Origin of the sequence: Lysinibacillus sp. NPDC093712 (genome assembly GCF_050280025.1) — a bacterium.
Lineage (GTDB): Bacteria > Bacillota > Bacilli > Bacillales_A > Planococcaceae > Lysinibacillus.
In genome coordinates, this window is sequence record NZ_JBNNUU010000005.1 from 54,673 (window position 1) to 77,185 (window position 22,513).

The following is a 22,513-nucleotide window of genomic DNA, read 5'->3' on the forward strand; positions in this document are numbered from 1 at the left end:
TATGCTCAAAGGTGCATTTCGGTTTTGCCTTGGCTCAGACCACTTTCAGCCGGTGATGGTCCTCTCTTTAGAGCTTGCGCCACGTACTTCTCCTTATCAACGCTTTCTCAATGTACATTCATTTTACATCGAAGAAACAGTTTGTCAATAAATTTCTATTATTTTGCGTATTTTTCTACACGGTCAATTGTTTTCTCTTTACCGATTAAACAAATAGCATTCGGAAGCTCCGGACCGTGCGTTTCACCTGTCGTCACAACACGGATTGGCATAAATAAATTTTTACCTTTATGACCCGTTTCTTTTTGTACAGCTTTAATAGCTGCTTTGACAGTTTCAGGTGTAAATTCTTGTAAATTTTCAAGTTGCACTTTAAATGCAGCCATTACCTCTGGTACCTGCTCTCCAGCTAAAACTGCTTTTGCTTCCTCATCATATTCAATATGATCGTTAAAGAATAGGCGAGTTAGCTCAACGATTTCAGCACCAAAGCTCATTTGTTCATGGTACAACGAGATTAAATCAGTTGCCCAAGCGCGCTCTTCTGTTGTTAGCTCATCTGGTAATAAGCCAGCTTTTTGTAAGTGTGGTAAAGATAAAGCCACTACTTCTTCTAAAGATAATTTTTTGATGTACTGATTATTCATCCAAGTAAGCTTTTGCTTATCAAACATAGATGGCGATTTTGATAAACGTTTCTCATCAAACATTTTAATAAATTCTTCTTTTGAGAAAATCTCTTCTTCACCTTCAGGAGACCAACCTAGTAAAGCGAAGAAATTAAACATAGCTTCTGGTAAATAACCAAGGTCTTTATATTGCGTTACGAATTGAATAATTGACTCGTCACGTTTTGATAATTTTTTGCGATTCTCGTTAATGATTAATGTCATATGGCCAAAGCGAGGATACTCCCAGCCAAACGCATCAAAAATCATCATTTGTTTTGGTGTATTCGATAAATGTTCTTCACCACGGAAAACGTGTGAGATTTCCATAAAGTGATCGTCTAACACTACCGCATAGTTGTACGTCGGAATACCATTTGCTTTCACAAGTACCCAGTCACCAACATCTTTTGATTCAAACGATACTTGTCCACGCACTAAATCATCAAATTCATATGTTACGTTTTCAGGTACACGCATACGAATTGTATATTGCTCGCCTGCCGCTTCTTTAGCAGCTACTTCTTCAGCAGATAAATGACGGCAAGTACCATCATAAGTTGGTGCTGCAACGCCACGAGCTTTTTGCTCTTCACGAGATGCCTCTAATTTTTCTGATGAACAGAAACATTTATAAGCTTTACCTTCTTGTAATAACTTTTCAGCATGCTCTTTATAAATATCTAAACGTTCCATTTGACGATAAGGCGCATAAGGACCACCAATATCGATTGACTCGTCATATTCGATACCTAACCATTTTAAGTTATCTAACTGAGACGCTTCTCCACCTTCTACATTACGCTCAATATCCGTATCTTCAATACGCACGATGAATTTACCGTTATGATGTTTTGCATATAAATAGTTGAATAACGCTGTACGAGCACCGCCAATATGTAAAAATCCAGTTGGTGATGGCGCGTAACGAACGCGAACTTCTTTCGTCATAATTAAATGCCTCCTAAATGTTCGTCTGAAAATAATTCCGACCTTTTTTAACTTTGTTCATTTTACCACTGTAGTATAGGAAATAAAAGTAGCGCGTGCTTAGGAATTGGACACGCGCCATTTTTTATTTTTTTATCAATAGAATCGTTGCCATTGAAGCGATGCCTTCTTCTCGACCTGTGAAGCCCAGTCTTTCAGTAGTTGTCGCTTTGACATTTACTTGTGATGCGTCTGCATTTAATAACGTTGCAATGCGATTTCTCATTTGCTCAATGTAGGGTGCCATTTTTGGACGTTGTGCCATAATGGTGCAATCTACATTGCCAAGCACATAGCCTTTGTCTTCAACGATTTTCCAAATATACTCTAGTAACTTTGCTGAATCCGCATCCTTCCATTCAGGATCTGTATCTGGAAAATGACGACCAATATCACCTTCACCTATTGCCCCAAGTGCTGCGTCTGTTACTGTGTGTAATAATACATCTGCGTCCGAATGCCCTACTAAGCCTTTTTCATGCGGAATTGTAATACCACCAATAATTAGTGGACGCCCTTCTTCAAATGCATGTACGTCAAAACCTTGTCCTACTCGAAACATACAATACTGCCGTTACAACAAAGATAATTGTAACAGCATTCACCTGCCTTTATGATTTTCTATTTATAGACAGTTTACCATATTTCCTAGGAAATTGAGCTCTCCACATCATCATCAAAACTCTTTACATACACAACTTACTTAAGATACAGATAATCAACATACTTAAAGTTTTTTATAGTTTGTTCAAGGTGAATAAAAAAATCCCATCAGCTACGTTTATAGCTGATGAGATTTCAACGTTATTTTTAATAAGCCTCCGACACTCGGCGACGTAAAATTGCTTCACCAAATAGTAAATCTTCTTTAGTTGTCATCTTCACATTTTCGTAGGTACTCTCTACAATATGCACCGCATGACCAAGACGTTCAACTAGCATTGCCTCATCTGTACCTAGAAAGCCTACTTTCTCAGCAACATCTTCGGCCTCTACAATCAAATCAAAGCGAAAAGCTTGCGGTGTTTGAATCATCCACAGGCTTTCACGATCTACTGTTTCTTCAATGATGCCATCACGTACTTTTTTCATCGTATCCTTTGCACGAACGCCAGCGATAGCAGCGCCAAAATCATGAGCACTTTGCACAAGGTTTGCAATAATTGCGTGCGTAATAAATGGACGTGCTGCATCATGCACTAAAACAATATCAACTTGCTCCATTTCCTTCATGCAGGAATGAACCGAATGTTGGCGCTCTGCACCACCATCGGGCAAGCCCTTGACCTTAGAGATGCCATAATTCGCGAGCATTTCTTGAATAAATGCTCGCTCCTCCGGCTTCACCGCAAGCCAAATTCCTGTGCAGTTTCTATCTTGCTCAAATACTTCTAATGTGTGTATTAAAATCGGTTTCCCTAAAAGCTCTAAAAATAATTTATTTTGTCCTGCTCCCATTCGCTTCCCGCTACCTGCCGCCGGAAGTACTACTTCATACTGCACATTTCCCACTTCCTAATCATCCTTTGGCTTGGCAAAAATCATACGACCTGCTGATGTTTGTAGAACGCTCGTTACAGTTACTGTAATTGCCTGTCCTATATAACTTCGACCACCTTCTACAACGATCATCGTGCCATCATCCAAATAAGCGACACCTTGGTTATGCTCTTTCCCATCTTTAATAACGACAACTTGCATATCCTCACCAGGAATAACTACTGGCTTCACTGCATTTGCCAGATCATTGATGTTCAGCACTTGCACTTGGTGTAGATCACATACTTTGTTCAAGTTGAAATCATTCGTAACAATTTGTGTATCATTGCCCATTTTCTTTGCAAGACGTACAAGTTTTAAATCGACTTCCTGCACATCTTCAAAATCTTCTTCGGTAATCTCTACTTTTGTCATACGTTCATCTTGCAGTTTTTTTAATATATCCAAACCACGGCGACCTCTTGTACGTTTTAATGTATCTGAGGAATCTGCGATATGTTGCAGCTCCGTTAGCACAAACTGCGGCACCACGAGGGCACCTTCGATAAAGCCCGTTTCAGATATATCCGCTATACGTCCGTCTATAATAACGCTCGTATCTAGTAATTTATAACTACCACGAATTTCTGGAGCATCAATACCTTCAGCTGCTTTTTTCTTCGCATTATTACCACGTAATGTAAATAGCTGTAGTAACTCATCTCGCTTTTTAAAGCCTACACGGAAGCCCAAATATCCAAACACAAACGACAGAATGATAGGAATCACTTCTGTAATACCGCGAATTTGAACGCTATTAATCGCAAAGCCTAGGAAATATGCAACGATAAGTCCTACAATAAGGCCAAGCGTACCAAATAATAAATCTCCAACAGGTACTTTAAATAGCACCTCTTCCATCCAGCTAATAAGCCGAACGAAATAGTCGGAAAATGCAAACGATAATGTAAATAGTAAAAGCGCCCCTAAAGCAACTGATACATAAGGATTATCAAGCCAAGGATTAGATGATAAATGAAGCAGTTCGTATAATGGCGGTAAGAAAACAAGGCCTAAAGCTCCCCCAATCAGTAAAAAAGCAATTTGTATAAATTTTTTCATACTGTCACCTCCAATTCTTATAATCGATTATACATATTTTTCAGTAGAAAATCTTTTTTGAGCCCATCAAAACATTATTATTTTTACTGATGTTTATGGGACGTTACGGAAGCCTGAAGAGATGCATTATTTTCGAAATAATTATTATCCAATCACATGAAATTTTTATGACCGCTATTAATGGAGGAAAAGTGAATGCTAGGATAACCCCCAGCATCCACCTTATTTATTAAAACATTTTCATAATTCACATTTGCATCAAAATAAACTTTTGCAACATTACGCTACAAATGGAACGCCTTCCGAGTGGAAGCATGCGAGCCGCTAACCATTCGCTACGCTTCAATGTTGGTATTCTTTTAGGAATTATTTATAAAATTGACCCATTAGTTTATAGCTCTCTAAAGCAGGCATTCAATGCGTCCTTTATTGTCTCTACACCAACAATTTCGATACCTTGTGGGAAATCCCAACCGCCAATATTAGAGGCAGGGATAAACGCTCGCTTAAAGCCTAGTTTAGCGGCTTCAATAACACGTTGTTCAATGCGTGATACTCGACGAACCTCTCCTGTTAAGCCCACTTCTCCAATATAGCAATCTGTAGCACGCACTGCCTGATCTTTAAAACTAGAAACAATACTCGTCAACACCGCTAGGTCAATTGCAGGCTCATCTAGCTTCACACCGCCAGCAACTTTAATATATGCATCTTGCGCTTGTAGCATGAGGCCCATCCGCTTTTCCAGCACTGCCATAAGCAATTGCACTCGGTTTTGGTCTACCCCTGTTGCCATACGTTTTGGATAATTGAAGCTTGTCGGTGTCACAAGCGATTGAATTTCTACTAAAATTGGTCTTGTCCCCTCCATTGATGCCACAACAGTTGAACCTGCCGCACCTTGTGAGCGCTCCTGTAAAAACAACTCAGACGGATTCAACACTTCCTTTAAGCCCCCCTGAAGCATTTCAAAGATAGCAATTTCATTTGTAGAGCCAAAGCGGTTTTTCTGACTCCGTAAAATACGGTGGTTGTGATGGCGCTCTCCTTCGAAATACAACACTGTGTCCACCATATGCTCTAAAATACGTGGTCCAGCTATTTGCCCTTCTTTCGTTACATGTCCTACTAAGAAAATGGCAATGCCTTTCGTTTTTGCAATTCGCATTAGCTCTGCTGTACATTCACGTACTTGCGACACACTACCAGGTGCACTTGTCACCTCTGGATGGAAAACTGTTTGTATGGAATCCACGATAACAAACTTCGGCTGAACATCATCAATCGTTTGGTTTAACAACTCTAAATTCGTCTCCGAATAAATATAAAGCTCTTGAGAAATTACTCCTAAACGCTCTGCACGCAGTTTCGTTTGTCGAATAGATTCCTCTCCTGAAATATACAGCACACGGTGCCCGTTATTTGATAACAACGCAGATACCTGTAATAAAAGCGTTGATTTCCCAATCCCAGGGTCACCACCGATTAATACAAGAGATCCTGGCACGATACCACCGCCTAAAACACGATTGAGCTCTCCCATTTCGGTAGCTACCCGAGATTCTTCAGCTGCTTCCACTTGTATTATAGGTATAGCCTTTTGTGTTACTGTAGCCGAATGTTGGAATGCTCCTCGAGGGCCTTTCGCAACGACCTCTACTTCCTCAACCATCTTATTCCATTCTCCACATCCTGGACAACGGCCCATCCACTTTGCAGATTCATAGCCACAACCTGTACAGACAAATTTAGTTTTTTTCTTCGCCATAGTACCACCTCGAATATTTGTTCTTATATTCATTTTACATAAAAAAAGACAGCTTAGCACTATTGGCCTCGCTGTCTTCTCAAATCAACATGTTAACAATAAGCGACCTGCTTATTTCGAAATTGAAACGCCCTCTTTTTTCTTAACGACGAATTCTTCATTTACATAATCGATTACAACTTGATTTCCTTTTTCTACATTGCCTTTAAGCAGTTCTTCCGATAGACGGTCTTCCACTTGTTTTTGCAATGCACGACGGAGTGGACGAGCACCATATTGAGGATCATAGCCTTCCTCTGCAATTTTATTTAATGCAGCATCGGTTAACTCTAACGAAATATCCTGCTCCTGTAGACGTTTTGTTAAGGAATTAGCCATCATAGAAACGATTTCTTTTAAGTGTTCTTTTTCAAGTGAGTGGAACACAATCATTTCATCGATACGGTTTAAAAATTCTGGGCGGAATGCTTTTTTCAATTCCTCTAGCATTGTACCCTTCATATCTTTATGCTTCGACTCGGAGCTTCCTAAGCTGAAGCCAAGATTTTTTTGATATTTTAACGCGTCCGCGCCGACGTTTGAAGTCATAATGACAACTGTATTACGGAAATCAACGACACGGCCTTTAGAATCTGTTAAACGGCCATCTTCAAGCACTTGAAGTAAAATATTGAAAACATCTGGGTGAGCTTTTTCAATTTCATCAAGTAGCACAACAGAATATGGTTTACGTCGTACTTTTTCTGTAAGCTGACCACCGTCATCAAAGCCTACATATCCCGGAGGTGAACCAACTAAACGTGAAGTCGAATGTTTCTCCATATATTCTGACATGTCAACGCGAATCATCGCATCTTCATCACCGAACATTACTTCTGCAAGTGCTCTTGCAAGTTCTGTTTTTCCGACCCCTGTAGGACCAAGGAAAATAAATGAACCGATTGGACGCTTAGGATCTTTTAAACCTGCTCTTGCGCGTCGAATCGCACGAGAAATTGCCTCAACAGCCTCACCTTGCCCAACAACTCGTTTGTGCAATTCTTCCTCAAGTTGTAGTAGTTTAGATGATTCTTCATGTGCAATTTTTGCTACAGGGATCCCCGTCCACATAGAAACTACGGCTGCCACATCGTCTACCGTTACTTTCGATTCGGCTTTACCTTGTTCTTCTTTCCATGTTTTACGCGTTGTTTCAATTTCGTCTTTTAGCTTTTGCTCTGTATCTCTTAAAGACGCTGCCTTTTCAAATTCTTGACCAGATACAGCCGCATTTTTCTCAGAGCGAACATTTTCAAGTTTATCTTCCAGTGCCTTTAAATTTGGTGGCACTGCGAATGAACGCAAGCGTACTTTTGAACCAGCTTCATCGATTAAGTCGATCGCTTTATCAGGCAAGAAGCGGTCTGAAATATAACGATCACCCATTTTTGCCGCTGCCTCAATCGCTTCATCTGTAATTTTCACACGGTGATGCGCCTCATAACGATCACGCAAGCCATGAATAATTTGAATAGCTTCTTCAACAGTTGGCTCATCGACTTGAATCGGTTGGAAACGACGCTCTAAAGCTGCGTCTTTTTCAATGTATTTGCGGTACTCATCTAATGTTGTAGCACCAATACATTGTAATTCACCACGTGCCAATGATGGTTTTAAAATGTTTGAAGCATCAATTGCACCTTCTGCCCCACCTGCACCAATTAGCGTGTGTAATTCATCAATGAATAAGATGACATTGCCCGCTTGACGAATTTCATCCATTACCTTTTTCAAACGATCCTCAAATTCACCACGGTATTTAGTACCGGCAACAACTGTCCCCATATCAAGCGTCATTACACGTTTATCGCGCAAAATTTCTGGCACTTCATTGTTAATAATTTGTTGCGCTAAGCCTTCAGCAATCGCTGTTTTACCTACCCCTGGTTCACCAATGAGCACAGGGTTATTTTTCGTACGACGTGATAGCACTTCAATAACACGTGTAATTTCTTTACTACGTCCAATAACAGGGTCTAACGAACCTTCACGAGCAATTTGTGTTAAATCGCGCGCTAAGCTATCTAATGTAGGCGTATTTGCAGCCTGTGTCGCTTGTTGTCCAGATTGTGCATTGTCGTTATTACCTAATAACAATAATACTTGCTGACGAGCTTTATTTAAGCCCACACCAGCATTGTTTAATACACGAGCAGCTACCCCTTCGCCTTCACGAATAAGCGCTAATAGTAAATGTTCTGTGCCAATATAGGAATGGCCTAATTTACGCGACTCATCGACTGATAATTCAATTACTTTTTTCGCACGAGGCGTGTAGTGCACGATTGGTCCAACGTCCTCTGTTCCTTTACCGACTAGCTCTTCAATACCTGCTTCAATCATTTGAGGGCTTATATCAATGGCTTCTAATGCTTTCGCAGCTATACCACCGCCTTCACGAATAAGCCCTAAAAGAATATGCTCTGTTCCTATTGATTCGTGCTTCCAACGAATTGCCTCTTCCTGTGCAAGCTGTAATACTTTTTGTGCGCGTTGTGTAAAACGATTAAACATCATATGAATCCTCTCCTTTTCCCCCTATAATAGGCTTACTCTTAGTTTCTAGAAATAATGCCTCTCGCAACATTTTTGCTCGTGCTCTGTCTCGCTCAGCAGGCGGTAAAACCTCTCCTGCATAGTGCTGTAAAAAACCAGGCTGCATGCTGACAACGCATTCGTTTAAAGATGTTGCTTTAATATTATCAATCAACTGCAAATCCACTCCTAAACGTACATTTGATATGCAAGTAGCAGCTTCTTCACTTGTTAAAATTCGAGCATGTGTTAATGTCCCTAAAGCTCTATATACACGATCTTCTAAAGCAAGTTCCGCTTTTTCCATTAGCTTACTTCTTGCTTGTCGTTCTTTTTGAATTATTTTTTCTGCAACACTTTGGATGTCTGCTAAAATGTCTTCTTCTGTTTTTCCTAGTGTAATTTGATTTGATACTTGATAAATATTCCCTAAATTTTCACTACCTTCACCGTATATACCCCTAACGGTCATCCCTAAACGAGTCATTGCATTGATGATTTGATTCATCTGACCTGTCAATGTAAGCGCGGGAAGGTGCATCATAACAGAAGCACGTAATCCAGTACCAATATTGGTTGGACAACTTGTTAAATATCCAAAAGTATCACGAAACGCATATGGCAAGGCTCCTTCTAAGGCTCGATCAATCTTATTTGCTTGCTCGTAGGCCTTCTGAAGTTGAAAACTCGCCGTCATACATTGAATGCGTAAATGGTCTTCTTCGTTCACCATAATGCAAATAGATTCATCCTCAGACAGCAACATAGCGCCGACTTGCTCTTTTTTTGCAAGCTGTGGACTAATTAAATGCTTTTCAACTAAAATTTGTCGTTGTAACGATGTTAAATCTTTTATAGAAAAATAAGAATATCTTTCTTGAAGCTTGGAACTGTCCTGTATTGCATGGGTGACAGCCTGCTCTACCTGTAATGCTTCGTTTTCCGAGAAAACTAAAGGGAAACGAAAACCATCTAAGTTCCTCGCAAGGCGGATGCGTGTACTAATGACGATATCTGAATAATCATCCTCCATATCCATCCAGGCAGGTGTAGCACGCTCTAAAAACGATTCAATCATCATGACACATCACCACCTTCGAATTGTAGCTGTTGCTCAAGATTTTTTGCCTCGTCACGAAGCTTCGCCGCTTCCTCAAATTGCTCCTCGTCCACTGCAGCCTTCATGCGTTTTCGAATATCTTCAATTTGCTTTTTAATGACAAAAACATTGTTTTGAGCACCAGGCATTTTACCTATATGCTGAGGTCCTGCTTGAATACGATTAAACAGCTTTGGCAAATGCTCGCTAAACGTGTCATAACAACTAGGGCAACCAAATTTACCCTCTTTTAAAAATCGCTTATACGTAAATCCACATTGTGGACATGTTTGTTGCTGAGGTGGCGCTTGCTGTTTTTCACCGACTTTTTGCCATGTAGGTGAGCCAAACCAGTTGGATAATAATTGTTGAATCGATACAGGCTCTTGTTTAAACTCTGCATGAAACGGATGGAACTGTGAGGCACAGACATCGCAATAATGGTGTTCCACCTTCTGCCCATTTTGTACTTGTGTCACAGTTACTGTCGCATTGCGCTGCTTGCAATGTTCGCAAATCATTTCCATCACCTCTTTATTTTTGCTTTTCATATTTAATGGTTGTTAACATCGCTCGCAAAATTTTTGCACGAATGCTATCCCGTAAAGGTAGTTGTAAATCTAAAGTCGAACGATCAACCGCTGCTAACATTAATTTCGCTTCTCGCTTCGAAATTACCTGCTCATCAATCAAACGATATACTACACCCTCCGCAACCGTTTGGGAGGCTCCCCCTTCAATTTGCAAGAGCACATCATCTATCAAATCAATTTGTGAGTTTGCACGGACACGTAAAATACGAATGTATCCACCGCCGCCCCGTTTACTTTCAACAAGGTAACCCCGCTCAGCTGTAAATCTTGTATTGATCACATAATTTATTTGTGAGGGCACACATTGAAATTTATCGGCAATTTCACTACGTTTAATTTCAATATGCCCTTCTCCACCTAATTCAAGTACTTGCTTTAAGTAGCCTTCTATGATGTCTGAAATATTACGCACTTTAGGAATACACCTCGCTTACCTCACTGACTTTGACTATCTTTGACTATCTTTGAGTATATTATACAAAACGCTTGAAAATAATTGCAATTATTTCGCACAAAGATTTGTGTAAAGCGCATTGTTTAACAGATTGTCTACAAAAAAACAGCCGGTAGGGACATATTAACTTAATTATGATGTACATTTATATCTGTGTATTGTAAAAAAAGGAGTTGGGGTTAAAAAAGGCTTGTCCCTAATCATTAAAATTAGTTTTGCCTATAATGTACCCTTTTTGCTTATAGAAAAAACGCAAGCATATGCACATAGCATATACTTGCGTCATTAAAAATTATACCCAGCGTCCAACTATCGGGTAACGCCAAGGTTCCTCTGAAAATGCCTTCACGATTCCGATAATAGGTACGATGTAAACCATAGCGATGAAAATTAGTAAGAACGGTAAACCGATTAATACAAAAGATAGGATACTAGCAATTACTATCAATATGCCCATCACGATTTGGAACAATAAAGCTTGCACCGAAACACTTTTCACTTCTTCATCTGAACTAATTAGGAAAAATAAAATCGGCACTAAAAATGGCGCAAAAAACGCGCTGGCATGTATGATTACCTTAGACCATTTTGTTTCCATATATATCAACCTTCCTTTATGGTATGTCATTATTATTAATACTCCTATTTACGGAACTATACGCTAAATAGTTTCAAATGCTACTTAAATTTTTTTGAAAGGTAAGTGATACTAGATGGAATTTAATAGCACGCTTGCTAACGAATATGAAAAAGGCATCCGACGTACATTACCAAGTTACGATGCCATGCTGCGTTTAACGAAAGCTTTTTATCAATCCGTACTACAAGAAAAAGCTAGTTTTTTAGTTGTTGGCTCAGGTAGTGGTAATGAAATTATACAGTTAGCTGAGCAAAGACCCAATTGGTCATTTGTCGGTATAGATCCATCTGAAGCGATGTTGGAAATTGCAGAAAACCGTCTTCAATCATTATCAAATGATATTTCTTTACTACAAGGTACAATACTAACTGCATCGGTGCCTGCTACGAACTTTGATGCGGCTAGCTGTATACTAGTACTCCATTTTATTGAGTCATATGAGGAGAAACTTGCTACATTAAAAGGAATTGCACAACGCTTAAAATCAGGTGCACCATTCGTCCTTGTTTCGAAATACGGTCAACTGAACTCAACTGAAACAGAACTGCAATTTGATCTATGGCGCGCGTATTGGCAACAGCATACAAAACTTTCAGCCTCAGAATTAGCTAGTATGGAGCACTCCATCCGCTCGCTTTCATTTATGCGTGAGGAGGCGATAGTGACACTCTTACAACAGGCAGGTTTTTCACAGCCTTCGAGGTTTTTTGCAACGACACTATTCGGCGGTTGGATATGCTATAAAGAGTAACTTTTATCCGTATAATATAGTAGTGTACTATAAGTTCATAAGGTAACGATCTTCCGTTGAAATGTCTCCTCTTCCTTCTCTGCTTTAGGAGCGAGACTTCGTGCTTACTTAATACGAGATAAACAGATTTGAGGTGAATGCCATGATTCGCACGATGGCTATGACGAAAGATCAACAATTAATAAAGGACTTCCCACTTGAAGACATAAAGCAAAACGATTATGAGTGGTATTGGGTAGATTTTAATTGCCCAACTGCAGAAGAGGAGCTTTTGCTCGATACATTTTTTCATTTCCACCCACTTGCAATCGAAGACTGCTTAATGCGTTTACAGCGACCAAAACTCGATTTTTATGATGATTATCATTTCTTCGTTATTCATAAATTAAATGAAGTAACATTAATTGCTGAGGAATTAAATATTTTTGTTTCCGATCATTTTATTGTTACATTCCACAAAAATGAAGCGGCCGAAATTGAAAAGGTACAGAAGCTTTTAGAAGAGCACCCGAAATATTGGGAACGAGGCACTGTTTTTCTGACCTATCAAACAATCGATAAAATAGTCGATAGTTATTTCCCACTTGTTTATAAAATTGAGGATCATTTAAATGCACTTGAAGATGAGCTGACCTATCAAAGTAATGTGAATGCGATGCAAATTGTTTTTGAATTCCGTAGTGATTTGCTCCATTTACGGCGTACAATCTTACCAATGCGTGACCTATTGTACCGAATACTTAGTTCCTATCGCTTTGCCCTTAAAAAATCGGAAAGAGCCTACTTCGGTGATATTCACGATCATTTAGCAAAGCTTACAGAAATGGTCGAATCTAATCGTGAGCTGACAGCAGATATGCGCGATAGCTATATGGCCATGAGCTCTAGCCGTATGAACGGCATTATGATGATGTTGACGATTGTCTCCACCATTTTTATACCCTTAACGTTTATTGCGGGTGTTTACGGCATGAACTTCGATAATATGCCCGAGCTCCATGGACGCTACAGCTACTTTATCGTGCTTGGTATTATGCTCTTGCTTGCATTATCTATGCTAGCATTTTTTAAATCTAAAGGCTGGTTCAAACTATTTAAACCATAAGTGTGTTGAACGGTCCTAAAACTCACTTACAAAAAAATCCGCGCACACTTCTGAGGAGAAATAGGGCACGAGTATTAGCAAGATGCATTGGCAAAAGGCCCTACTCATGCTTTGCCCACAGAAGGCAATCGCGGATTTTTGACTTATAAAAAATTTAGTGACATAGATGTCTCCAAAATTATTTAATATGGACCTCGATCATCCACTTTATTTTCACCTTGTTGCGGGAATAAAAAGTATGCTAGCACGCCCGAAACTAGTGTTGCACAAATTGTTATCAATAGTTGGTTTAGGTCGGGTACATCTGCATAATATTTGGTTAACATATAAACAGATCCAATTGCTACAATTACCATCACAGGAATTACAAACTTAAAACGTTTCTTCTCCATGTAATACCTCCTCAATACTATTTTTCTCTCACATGCATTTTTTTGTAAATCCAAACAGTTCGTATTTTACAGGTTTCCTAAATGAAATTCAAATTGCGCTATTTCTACAAAAAATTAGTATGTAGCATGTAATCCGACAAACGTCAGCCTTACAAATAAAAAAATAATAAAAAAATATAGAAATATCGGAAATTTTTAACCAAATATACTACAAAAAATAGTAGAATAGATTTAATACCATATATTCACCAAATTTACAAACCTAACAATATATATACAATGAGTCTTCAATTATTATCATTAATATGGATTTATAAAGAATGGAGCAGACACAATGAGTTGGTTTACAAAGAAGAACAATTATGGTTATTCAATTACATTAAGACCTGAGGAGTTTAAGCAACACGTACAATTAGATGTTTCAAACTATCCTAAACTCCAAAAACAATTACAATTATTAGACTTAACAACTGAAGATTTAGCTATTATTAAACAATTACAACCTTTAGTTAAAAATGTCATTCCTGAAATGGTCGATCAATTTTATGCAGCGATTAGCTTAAGCCAAAACTTATTAGATATTATAAACAGAACATCACAAATAGAACGTTTAAAAGTGACTTTACATAAGCATTTAAGCGATATTTTCGAGAGTCACATTAATGACGAGTACATTAAAGAAAGAAAAGCAATCGCTGAGACACATGTTCGAATTGGACTCCAATCAAAATGGTATATCGCTTCATTCCAATCATTAACTTCGACTTTTACAAGCTTTGCGAATGATTTAGATATTTCAAAGCATGATGCTATACGTGCCATCAATGCTTTCTGCAAAATCATTAACTTCGAACAGCAGCTCGTTATCGAAGCATACGAAAAGGAAGAAGAACGTATTCGTAGTGTGGCAGATCAAACAAAGCATGCACTTGTAACTACAATTCAAAGTACCGCTGAGGAGTTAAATGCGATAAGTGAGGAAACAGCCGCTTCCCTTTTAGTTATATCTTCGCAAACGGATGATATTGCAGTAGCAACTAAACAAGGTTTAAACTTCGTTGCAGATACGCAGGACAAATCTAAACGGGGGCAGCAGCAATTACAAGAGCAAAATGAATTAATACACGTTATTTTGCAAAGTGTTAATGGCCTTGAAGTGACGATGAATCAGTTGCGTACATCTTCACAAAAAATTTCTGAAATTGTCGGGCTTGTCACAGGCATCGCTGACCAAACCAATTTATTAGCACTCAATGCTTCAATTGAAGCTGCACGTGCTGGGGAACACGGGAAAGGCTTTGCTGTCGTAGCAGAGGAAGTCCGCAAGCTTGCAGAAGAAACAAAAAATGCGGTACAAAATGTGTCACACCTTATTAAAGAAACAGAAAGCAATATTTCAACAATGGCAAGTTCTGTCGTCAATGTTGACCAGAAAATCCAACATAGCGTTGATACACAAACAAGTTTATCTGAATCATTCAATGATATTGCGGATGCTGTATCAGGCATTCAACAGCAATATGTAAACACAGCAAGGGATATTTCAGCAATTTCTACTTTAATTACAGAGCTATCACAGGGAGCTACACTCGTTTCCTCTTCGTCAGACTCATTAATTAATGTTGTAAATGAATTAAATATTTAACACAAATAAAAAAAGGAAATTGACTGCATCGTGTCAATTTCCTTTTAGTTATTTAATGTGCCAACGCACGTTTTTGCTTGCGATGCTCTCGTCGAGCAGGGCCTGTTTCAAACAGTCGTTTTTCCGCATCCGTTTCGGGGAAAATTGCAGGAATGGCCTTTGGTTTCCCACTATCATCCACTGCAACCATCGTTACAAATGATTCGGTTGTTAACTTTTCTTCGCCTGTTTCAATATTACGAGAAATAACGCGGACATAGACTTCCATAGATGAATGCCCTGTGGATGAAACAATACTTTCAATTTCAAGAATATCACCTACATGTGCTGCTGATAAAAAATCAACAGAATCAATGGAGGCTGTTACAACATGCCCTTTTGCATGCTTCATCGCTGTAATTGCAGCAATTTCATCAATATAAGCTAACACTCTTCCACCAAAGATGGAATTATGATTATTAGTATCCGGTGGTAACACAAGACGCGTCTGAAGTGTACGCGATTGGCTCATTGGTACAGCATTGGTTGTCATAGTTCTTGTAACTTCCCTTCATGTATTATTCTTTCGTCATCGTATCGTAGAAAAAGAATTGATGCAAATTTAGAAGGATTTTTTCATCGTAATAAACTTCATATCGGTCATTTCTTCAATCGCCCATTTAATACCTTCTCGACCATAGCCACTCATTTTTATGCCGCCATAAGGCATGTTATCAACTCGGAATGTTGGAATATCATTTATAATAACAGCACCTACTTGCAATTCATCAGCAGCATACAAGGCATCTGGTAATACATTCGTAAAAATTCCTGCATTTAAGCCAAGTTCCGACTCATTCACTAGTCGAATTGCGTCGTCTAATGTTTCATATGAAACAATTGAGACGATTGGTGCGAATGTTTCCTGACAAACAACCTTCATATCAGCCGTTACATTTGTCATAACTGTTGGCGTTAATGTACGTTCTGTAAACGTTCCACCCGTAGCAACAACAGCACCTTGAGTTTTTGCCTCTTCAATCCATTCACGAATTCGGCTAACCTCATTTGGGTTGATCATTGCACTGACATCTGTATTTTTGTCTAGCGGATCACCAACAACAAGTTTTTCTGTTTGCGCTACAAATTCCTTTGTAAAGGCATCTATAATCGAGGAATGTACATAAATACGTTGTAAAGAAATACATACTTGTCCAGCAAAGCTAAAAGCCCCGCTAACACAACGCGCAATAATTTTATCAATAGGTGTCGATGGCTCAATAATAACTGCTGCATTCGAGCCTAGCTCTAATGTTACTTTTCGCAAACCTACTTTTTCCTTAATACCTAAACCAACCTTACCACTTCCGGTAAAGGTCACCTTTTTCACGAATGGATGCGTTACGAGTGTATCACTTAGTTCGCCACCACTACCTGTAACGATTTGTAATGCACCATCTGGTAGTCCAGCTTCCTTAAATATTTCCGCCATCACAATTGCACTAAGTGGTGTTTGTGTTGCCGGCTTTAACACGACTGTATTTCCTACCGCAAAGGCAGGTCCCAATTTATGTGCGACTAAATTAAACGGAAAATTAAACGGAGTAATTGCCGAAATAACGCCTAATGGCTCACGCTTTGTCCAGCCAATGCGATCACCAGCTCCTGGTGCGGCATCCATCGGTACCGTTTCACCTTTCACTTGCTTAGCTCCTTCGGCTGCAAACTGATAGGTTGCTATTGTGCGTTCAATTTCAGGTAAGCCTGCTGATATAGGCTTGCCTGCCTCTTGCGCTAAAATTTCCGCCAATTCGTCTTTTCGACGTCGCATAATGTCGACTACTTTATATAATATTTCGGCACGTTCGTAGGCGGTTGTTTTTTTAAATGAAAGAAAGGCATCTTGGGCACCTTCAATGGCTTGTTCAACATCAGAAACAGATGCCTTTGCAACTTTTGCAATTACTTCACCGTTATAAGGTGATTTTAATTCATATGTTTCCTTCGCATCTTGCCATTGCCCATTTATCCAAAGCTTTGTTTCGTTCATCCTCAAATACACCTCCAAATAATCTGTTCCCTTTTAGTTTATCATGAAGTGCTAGAATTTGACGCTATTGCGGCTGCTGTAACTGCGGATATCATCACTGCCTGCTGTGCTTGGATTAGTAATTCAATAGAAGACATAATAGCCATTGACAGTGATTGTTGTATTTTTGCCATATTATAAATAGCGATTTGTACGGCCATAAACAATACAAATTCCCGATGCCACTTCAACAATTTCATTCCCTTTAATTCATGATATAAATCAACAATTTGCTGAAGCTGTACTGTATTCATTTGAAGAATCGCTAAAAAGCCAAGTAATGGGTAATGCATATACTTTACTTTTACACCTTGCTCTTTTAATGTGTCACGAATTGTCGCAACACTAGATACAAGATTACTATTATAATCAGCAGATAAAAAAGTCAGTATTTGTGATAACCATTGAAGTTCATTTCCTGCGCTAAATTGATATGTCCGTAATTCCTTATAGTAGCGATTCATCGTCTCTGCACGTAAGACAACATCATCATTAGGGCTACTTAGTAACACAGTATATGGGATATCATCGAATGATGTAAGGAAGCGGTGATGTTTGCGTATCGCTTCATACAAAGCCCTTGCAGTCTGAGCATGTGCCCTTTTTTCATTGTCGTTTTCTGTTAAAAATTGAGCACCGATAAAACTAAAGTTTCCTCTTTTAAATTTAACATCTTTCAATAATTCTTCGTTGTTCAGTAATGTTTTTACTGCTTGTTCCGTATCGTCCTGCTCCATCATATTTGCCGCAATGCTGTACCCTATCGATGTTCGCAATGGCGACATCCACGAAGTTTGTTTTTTCATTTCTTCTACAACATCTTTATATTTTTCCGCATCAAACACTTTATCCGAGGCAACATATGTGCTGGCAATAGCTAATATAATTTTCCGATCCACTGTCCAGCCTGCAACTTTCGAAATCGCCTCCACAGTTTGTGAAAATTGGTTTTCAATTATAACAATATCCATCTTCAACACACTCCTTTTCACTATTTACGTAACATTCTGTCGAAAAGATTCAATCGTTTTGTAATAATTAACATAAAAAGTAAACATAATTTAATGTTTGTAAATAGGTATTATATGGTTTAATTAATATAAACAAAGATGAACGGGGGGCTATATTATGATTGAACGGACAATCAGAAAATTACTATTAACCCAGACCCTACAAGAACGATTACAGCGTTATATATTATTGCGAAATTCCCCAAATAACGTAAACCTACAACTACTTTTCCACAAAAATTAGCATAAAAAAACAGCGACAAAAAAGCTTTTGCCGCTGTCATTAAACTATTTAATTAAACCTAACTCTTTTAGTTCCTCTGTAGAAAATGCTCTAGACCTTGTTAAAAAACGTTTACCTTCTACGCCTTCAAGAGAGAACATACCGCCTCTCCCTTCCACTACGTCTAAAATAATTTGCGTATGTTTCCAATAATCGTACTGGTTTTTGTGCATATAAAATGGTGTGTCCCCAATCTTACCTAAGCATACATCCTGATCACCTAATAGTAAGTCCCCGTCAGGATAACACATCGGAGAAGAGCCATCGCAGCATCCACCTGATTGATGAAACATAACCGGTCCATGCTTTTCCTTCAACAATTCAATTAGTGCCAGCGCTTCTTCCGTTGCTAAAACACGTTCAACCACGCTTTAGCACCTCCTCACTGATTAGAAGAAACCAAGTTTATTTTCGCTATAGCTCACCAATAAGTTTTTCGTTTGTTGGTAATGCGATAACATCATTTTGTGCGTCTCACGGCCAATACCTGACATTTTATAGCCACCGAACGCTGCATGTGCTGGATATGCATGATAGCAGTTTGTCCAAACACGCCCCGCCTGAATACCACGACCGAAGCGATATGCTGTATTCATATCACGTGTCCAAATACCAGAGCCTAGTCCATATAATGTATCGTTAGCAATTTCTAATGCTTCTTCTTTTGTTTTAAACGTTGTTACTGCAACAACTGGACCAAAAATTTCTTCTTGGAATATACGCATTTTATTATGTCCTTTAAAGACAGTTGGTTTAACGTAGTAGCCATTTTCAAAGCCTTCACCTACATTATTTTTCTCGCCACCAATTAAACATTCTGCGCCTTCTTGCTTACCAATATCTAAATAAGACAGAATTTTTTCCATCTGCTCACTTGAAGCTTGTGCGCCCATCATCGTGTTAGGATCAAGTGGATTTCCAACTTGAATAGCTTCGACACGTTGTATAACACGTTCCATGAACTTATCATAAATGGATTCTTGAATTAACGCTCGTGAAGGGCATGTACATACCTCACCTTGGTTAAGGGCGAATAATACAAAGCCTTCTACTGCTTTATCTAAAAAGGCATCATCTTCATCCATAATATCTTCGAAGAAAATATTCGGAGACTTTCCGCCCAATTCTAATGTAACTGGAATAAGGTTTTGTGACGCATATTGCATAATTAAACGGCCAGTTGTAGTTTCACCAGTAAAGGCAATTTTGCCGATACGTGGGTTAGATGCAAGCGGTTTTCCAGCTTCTAAGCCGAAACCGTTCACAACATTTAGTACGCCTGGTGGCAATAAATCACCAATTAACTCCACTAGCACCATAATCGAAACTGGTGTTTGCTCAGCTGGTTTTAATACAACACAGTTGCCAGCAGCAAGAGCAGGAGCTAGTTTCCAAACAGCCATTAATATTGGGAAGTTCCAAGGAATAATTTGACCGACTACCCCAATTGGCTCATGGAAATGATAAGCAACTGTATCATTATCAATTTGACTTAGGGCGCCTTCTTGTGCACGTAAAGCACCTGCAAAATAACGGAAATGATCAATTGCTAGAGGAATATCTGCATTTAATGTTTCACGAACCGCTTTACCATTATCCCATGTTTCGGCAACGGCTAACTTTTCTAAGTTTTGCTCAATACGGTCCGCAATTTTAAGTAAAATGTTAGCACGCTCTGTAGCGGATGTTTGTCCCCATGCATCTTTTGCTGCATGTGCTGCATCAAGTGCAAGTTCTATATCCTCAGCAGAGGAACGTGCTGCTTGTGTAAAAACTTGTCCAGTAACAGGAGTAACATTATCGAAGTATTGACCTTTCACTGGGGGTGTCCATTCTCCACCAATGTAATTATCATATTTCTCTTTGAATTGAACTACCGATCCTTCAGTGTTTGGAAATGCATAAACCATTTTACTTCTCCCCTTTACACAAAATAATGAGAAAATATCTAGAAAAATCGTAATTTTATATCGAAATAACGATATTTTCATAGAGACTCTCTTACCCACTATATTGTCAGAAATTAATGTTTATTTCAACTTTTTAAAATAAATTTTTATAATATTTATTTTTAGTAGAAAAGCTTCTAGAATTCACGGTATTTACAACGATAGGGTATACTTAAGCTAATATGAAATGTATAGGAGAACAATATGAGAATTAACAAATACTTAAGTGAAACAGGCATCGTATCTCGTCGTGGTGCTGATAAATGGGTCGAAGAAGGTAAAGTAACCATAAATGGTGTTCTTGCTACTGTCGGCAGCCAAGTAGAGACTGGCGATATTGTTTGTGTGGAAGGAAAAGAGGTAAAAAAAGAAGAACAACTCGTTTATATTGTCTTAAACAAACCAGTTGGTATTACAAGTACGACAGAGCGCCATATCAAAGGAAATGTCGTTGATTTTATTAATCATCCTTTGCGCATTTTCCATATCGGACGACTGGATAAAGAATCAGAGGGATTATTATTACTAACAAATGATGGCGATGTTGTTAACAAAATTTTACGTGCTGAAAACCATCATGAAAAAGAATATATTGTACAAGTAGATCAGCCTATTACAGATCAATTCATCAAAAAAATGGGCGCTGGAGTTGATATTTTAGATACTACGACATTACCTTGCCACGTTGAAAAAATCTCAGATAAAGTGTTTAAAATTATTTTAGAGCAAGGCTTAAATCGACAAATTCGTCGTATGTGTTCTGCATTAGACTATTCCGTTAAACGATTACAACGCATACGTATTATGAACATTAAGCTTGGAAATTTAAAGGTTGGACAATGGCGCGATTTAACTGATAAGGAGCGAACAGAATTATTTAAACTACTTAATTACACAGCAAAATAAAGCAATTGGAGGGGATAGAGAGATGCTTTCCATTCAAAGTACTGAACAACTTACAGGTGTAAGGATAAGCGGTGATTTTTGGGATTTAGATGCACTCATTCACGCCATTTATAAAGTAACTGGAGATGAAAACAAATATTATGATTACCAAGGTGCACGTCTTCGCATCCTCGGTATTTGTCATAATCTCCGTCAAGCAATGCAGGGTGAGCATCAGCTTGAATTTGTGAGTAATGGGCTTAACAAAAGTATACTTTCTCGACTCGAAATTATTTTTCCAAATAAAAATGTCTATTACGGGGCGGAGGTTTTATGGCCAGAGCTCCTTTTCACTGCAATTGCTTTAAATGATTTTATTCGCTTACATCAGGAGCTAATCAATTCTTCTGCTTGGAATGGTCATGTTGCCACAATTCGCAAATTCCAAGCAGCGGTTGCTGACTGCTTAGAGCAGGAGCTTACTGAAGAGCAATACTTAGTATTTTTAAGGATGCTTCATACAAAGATTCCATTGACTTTCCGTTATGCCACGCAGTATGTAGACGTACTCAATTTGGAATACATACAATTGCATACGCAAGCGCGTAAAGTGCAATTAGCGTCCTTTGCTCTTCGCTTAATGCTCGAGGATGAGGAATACACCGCTTTAAAATCCAAGCTAATCGAAGTCGCCAGTACGACAAAAAAAGCACTACACGAAATCCCAATCAATGCAAACTACCCTGAAGAAATTTTATGGTAGATGCTAATGTTTCTTCATTTCAAAAAAATGCTAGGAGAAAAAGAGTTAGAATGACTGCAGTCATTCTAACTCTTTTTTGCTATGCCGTTGATGTCCGCTACGGCGGTTGCTTTCCGCGGGCACACCGTAAGCCGCAACCCTCGCTAACGCGCGGTTTGTTGCGTCTTACGCTGCGTGCGTTCCCGCAGGAGTCACCGCCTTCGCTACCATCAACTAGTGTTCTTTCTAACTTTTATCTATCACAACAGATAGCATAGCTAAGTATTTTTTACATA

General features: G+C 38.8%; 21 protein-coding genes and 1 other annotated feature (1 of these 22 cut by a window edge). Of the genes, 5 read left to right on the top strand and 16 right to left on the bottom strand.

The features are described 5' to 3' along the window. Positions 1-109 (bottom strand) — a binding site (T-box leader); it reaches 109 nt to the left of the window's first position. Positions 110-158: 49 nt separating this feature from the next. The 10 genes from gltX to ACQKNX_RS18280 form a co-directional block, all read right to left on the bottom strand. Further along, positions 159-1,619 carry a glutamate--tRNA ligase gene (gltX, locus tag ACQKNX_RS18235; protein WP_427430072.1) on the bottom strand — a complete coding sequence of 487 codons (1,461 nt, stop codon included), beginning with the start codon at positions 1,617-1,619 and terminating at the stop codon, positions 159-161. Between the two features lie 124 nt (positions 1,620-1,743). Then, on the bottom strand, positions 1,744-2,220 hold the full coding sequence (gene ispF / locus ACQKNX_RS18240; RefSeq protein WP_024364393.1) for a 2-C-methyl-D-erythritol 2,4-cyclodiphosphate synthase: 477 nt from the start codon (positions 2,218-2,220) through the stop codon (positions 1,744-1,746). Between the two features lie 248 nt (positions 2,221-2,468). Further along, entirely contained in the window at positions 2,469-3,161 is a 693-nt protein-coding gene (gene ispD / locus ACQKNX_RS18245) for a 2-C-methyl-D-erythritol 4-phosphate cytidylyltransferase (RefSeq protein ID WP_427430073.1), read from the bottom strand. 12 nt (positions 3,162-3,173) lie between these two features. Beyond that, a complete protein-coding gene (locus ACQKNX_RS18250) occupies positions 3,174-4,259 on the bottom strand; it encodes a PIN/TRAM domain-containing protein (RefSeq protein WP_427430074.1) in 1,086 nt (361 codons plus the stop codon). 391 nt (positions 4,260-4,650) lie between these two features. Continuing rightward, complete coding sequence (gene radA, locus ACQKNX_RS18255) at positions 4,651-6,027, bottom strand: DNA repair protein RadA (protein ID WP_427430075.1); 1,377 nt, start codon at positions 6,025-6,027, stop codon at positions 4,651-4,653. Between the two features lie 111 nt (positions 6,028-6,138). Further along, entirely contained in the window at positions 6,139-8,583 is a 2,445-nt protein-coding gene (locus ACQKNX_RS18260) for an ATP-dependent Clp protease ATP-binding subunit (RefSeq protein WP_427430076.1), read from the bottom strand. Further along, a complete protein-coding gene (locus tag ACQKNX_RS18265) occupies positions 8,573-9,682 on the bottom strand; it encodes a protein arginine kinase (protein ID WP_340821724.1) in 1,110 nt (369 codons plus the stop codon). The genes ACQKNX_RS18260 and ACQKNX_RS18265 overlap by 11 nt, the downstream gene beginning before the upstream one ends. After that, positions 9,679-10,221 carry a UvrB/UvrC motif-containing protein gene (locus ACQKNX_RS18270; protein ID WP_340821722.1) on the bottom strand — a complete coding sequence of 181 codons (543 nt, stop codon included), beginning with the start codon at positions 10,219-10,221 and terminating at the stop codon, positions 9,679-9,681. Before ACQKNX_RS18270 ends, ACQKNX_RS18265 begins: the two co-directional genes overlap by 4 nt. 13 nt (positions 10,222-10,234) lie before the next feature. After that, positions 10,235-10,705, bottom strand: a complete 471-nt coding sequence (locus tag ACQKNX_RS18275; protein ID WP_340821721.1) for a CtsR family transcriptional regulator — start codon at positions 10,703-10,705, stop codon at positions 10,235-10,237. A gap of 334 nt (positions 10,706-11,039) precedes the next feature. Continuing rightward, entirely contained in the window at positions 11,040-11,345 is a 306-nt protein-coding gene (locus ACQKNX_RS18280) for a DUF4870 domain-containing protein (RefSeq protein ID WP_340821720.1), read from the bottom strand. 115 nt (positions 11,346-11,460) lie between these two features. On the opposite strand from ACQKNX_RS18280, the gene ACQKNX_RS18285 reads away from it, so the two are divergent. Beyond that, positions 11,461-12,138: a class I SAM-dependent methyltransferase gene (locus tag ACQKNX_RS18285; protein ID WP_427430077.1), complete on the top strand. Its 678-nt coding sequence runs from the start codon at positions 11,461-11,463 to the stop codon at positions 12,136-12,138. Between the two features lie 142 nt (positions 12,139-12,280). Continuing rightward, entirely contained in the window at positions 12,281-13,243 is a 963-nt protein-coding gene (gene corA, locus ACQKNX_RS18290; RefSeq protein WP_427430078.1) for a magnesium/cobalt transporter CorA, read from the top strand. A gap of 182 nt (positions 13,244-13,425) precedes the next feature. Here the strand turns inward: corA and ACQKNX_RS18295 are convergent, their stop codons facing one another. Further along, the gene (locus tag ACQKNX_RS18295) at positions 13,426-13,635 is read right to left on the bottom strand and encodes a hypothetical protein (RefSeq protein ID WP_403057389.1); all 210 of its coding nucleotides are present in this window, start codon (positions 13,633-13,635) and stop codon (positions 13,426-13,428) included. A 334-nt stretch (positions 13,636-13,969) separates the two neighbouring features. Here ACQKNX_RS18295 and ACQKNX_RS18300 point away from each other — a divergent pair, with 334 nt between their 5' ends. Continuing rightward, positions 13,970-15,280 carry a protoglobin domain-containing protein gene (locus ACQKNX_RS18300; protein ID WP_427430079.1) on the top strand — a complete coding sequence of 437 codons (1,311 nt, stop codon included), beginning with the start codon at positions 13,970-13,972 and terminating at the stop codon, positions 15,278-15,280. 52 nt (positions 15,281-15,332) lie between these two features. On the opposite strand, the gene ACQKNX_RS18305 is transcribed toward ACQKNX_RS18300, so the two are convergent. From ACQKNX_RS18305 to adh, 5 genes are all read right to left on the bottom strand, one after another. Further along, positions 15,333-15,812: an acyl-CoA thioesterase gene (locus ACQKNX_RS18305; protein WP_340821712.1), complete on the bottom strand. Its 480-nt coding sequence runs from the start codon at positions 15,810-15,812 to the stop codon at positions 15,333-15,335. A gap of 69 nt (positions 15,813-15,881) precedes the next feature. Further along, positions 15,882-17,309 (bottom strand): aldehyde dehydrogenase family protein, encoded by a 1,428-nt coding sequence (locus tag ACQKNX_RS18310; protein ID WP_427430080.1) that lies wholly within the window; start codon positions 17,307-17,309, stop codon positions 15,882-15,884. Between the two features lie 41 nt (positions 17,310-17,350). Then, positions 17,351-18,319: a DUF4003 family protein gene (locus ACQKNX_RS18315; RefSeq protein ID WP_427430081.1), complete on the bottom strand. Its 969-nt coding sequence runs from the start codon at positions 18,317-18,319 to the stop codon at positions 17,351-17,353. Positions 18,320-18,646: 327 nt separating this feature from the next. Beyond that, complete coding sequence (locus ACQKNX_RS18320; protein WP_427430082.1) at positions 18,647-19,009, bottom strand: DUF779 domain-containing protein; 363 nt, start codon at positions 19,007-19,009, stop codon at positions 18,647-18,649. Positions 19,010-19,030: 21 nt separating this feature from the next. Beyond that, a complete protein-coding gene (gene adh, locus ACQKNX_RS18325; RefSeq protein ID WP_427430083.1) occupies positions 19,031-20,551 on the bottom strand; it encodes an aldehyde dehydrogenase in 1,521 nt (506 codons plus the stop codon). Positions 20,552-20,794: 243 nt separating this feature from the next. On the opposite strand from adh, the gene rluF reads away from it, so the two are divergent. Next, the gene (gene rluF, locus ACQKNX_RS18330) at positions 20,795-21,496 is read left to right on the top strand and encodes a 23S rRNA pseudouridine(2604) synthase RluF (protein WP_427430084.1); all 702 of its coding nucleotides are present in this window, start codon (positions 20,795-20,797) and stop codon (positions 21,494-21,496) included. A 22-nt stretch (positions 21,497-21,518) separates the two neighbouring features. Continuing rightward, complete coding sequence (locus ACQKNX_RS18335) at positions 21,519-22,238, top strand: DUF6904 family protein (protein WP_427430085.1); 720 nt, start codon at positions 21,519-21,521, stop codon at positions 22,236-22,238. The last annotated feature ends 275 nt before the right edge of the window (positions 22,239-22,513 follow it).

Excerpts from the sequence above, each read along its gene's own strand:
- ACQKNX_RS18270 (WP_340821722.1), bottom strand. The coding sequence starts at position 10,221 with ATGATTTGCGAACATTGCAAGCAGCGCAATGCGACAGTAACTGTGACA.
- radA (WP_427430075.1), bottom strand. The coding sequence starts at position 6,027 with ATGGCGAAGAAAAAAACTAAATTTGTCTGTACAGGTTGTGGCTATGAA.
- ACQKNX_RS18315 (WP_427430081.1), bottom strand. The coding sequence starts at position 18,319 with ATGGATATTGTTATAATTGAAAACCAATTTTCACAAACTGTGGAGGCG.
- ACQKNX_RS18300 (WP_427430079.1), top strand. The coding sequence starts at position 13,970 with ATGAGTTGGTTTACAAAGAAGAACAATTATGGTTATTCAATTACATTA.
- ACQKNX_RS18310 (WP_427430080.1), bottom strand. The coding sequence starts at position 17,309 with ATGAACGAAACAAAGCTTTGGATAAATGGGCAATGGCAAGATGCGAAG.
- ispF (WP_024364393.1), bottom strand. The coding sequence starts at position 2,220 with ATGTTTCGAGTAGGACAAGGTTTTGACGTACATGCATTTGAAGAAGGG.
- ACQKNX_RS18280 (WP_340821720.1), bottom strand. The coding sequence starts at position 11,345 with ATGGAAACAAAATGGTCTAAGGTAATCATACATGCCAGCGCGTTTTTT.
- ACQKNX_RS18335 (WP_427430085.1), top strand. The coding sequence starts at position 21,519 with ATGCTTTCCATTCAAAGTACTGAACAACTTACAGGTGTAAGGATAAGC.
- ACQKNX_RS18265 (WP_340821724.1), bottom strand. The coding sequence starts at position 9,682 with ATGATGATTGAATCGTTTTTAGAGCGTGCTACACCTGCCTGGATGGAT.
- ACQKNX_RS18260 (WP_427430076.1), bottom strand. The coding sequence starts at position 8,583 with ATGATGTTTAATCGTTTTACACAACGCGCACAAAAAGTATTACAGCTT.
- gltX (WP_427430072.1), bottom strand. The coding sequence starts at position 1,619 with ATGACGAAAGAAGTTCGCGTTCGTTACGCGCCATCACCAACTGGATTT.
- ACQKNX_RS18285 (WP_427430077.1), top strand. The coding sequence starts at position 11,461 with ATGGAATTTAATAGCACGCTTGCTAACGAATATGAAAAAGGCATCCGA.
- corA (WP_427430078.1), top strand. The coding sequence starts at position 12,281 with ATGATTCGCACGATGGCTATGACGAAAGATCAACAATTAATAAAGGAC.
- ACQKNX_RS18250 (WP_427430074.1), bottom strand. The coding sequence starts at position 4,259 with ATGAAAAAATTTATACAAATTGCTTTTTTACTGATTGGGGGAGCTTTA.
- rluF (WP_427430084.1), top strand. The coding sequence starts at position 20,795 with ATGAGAATTAACAAATACTTAAGTGAAACAGGCATCGTATCTCGTCGT.
- ACQKNX_RS18295 (WP_403057389.1), bottom strand. The coding sequence starts at position 13,635 with ATGGAGAAGAAACGTTTTAAGTTTGTAATTCCTGTGATGGTAATTGTA.
- ACQKNX_RS18305 (WP_340821712.1), bottom strand. The coding sequence starts at position 15,812 with ATGACAACCAATGCTGTACCAATGAGCCAATCGCGTACACTTCAGACG.
- adh (WP_427430083.1), bottom strand. The coding sequence starts at position 20,551 with ATGGTTTATGCATTTCCAAACACTGAAGGATCGGTAGTTCAATTCAAA.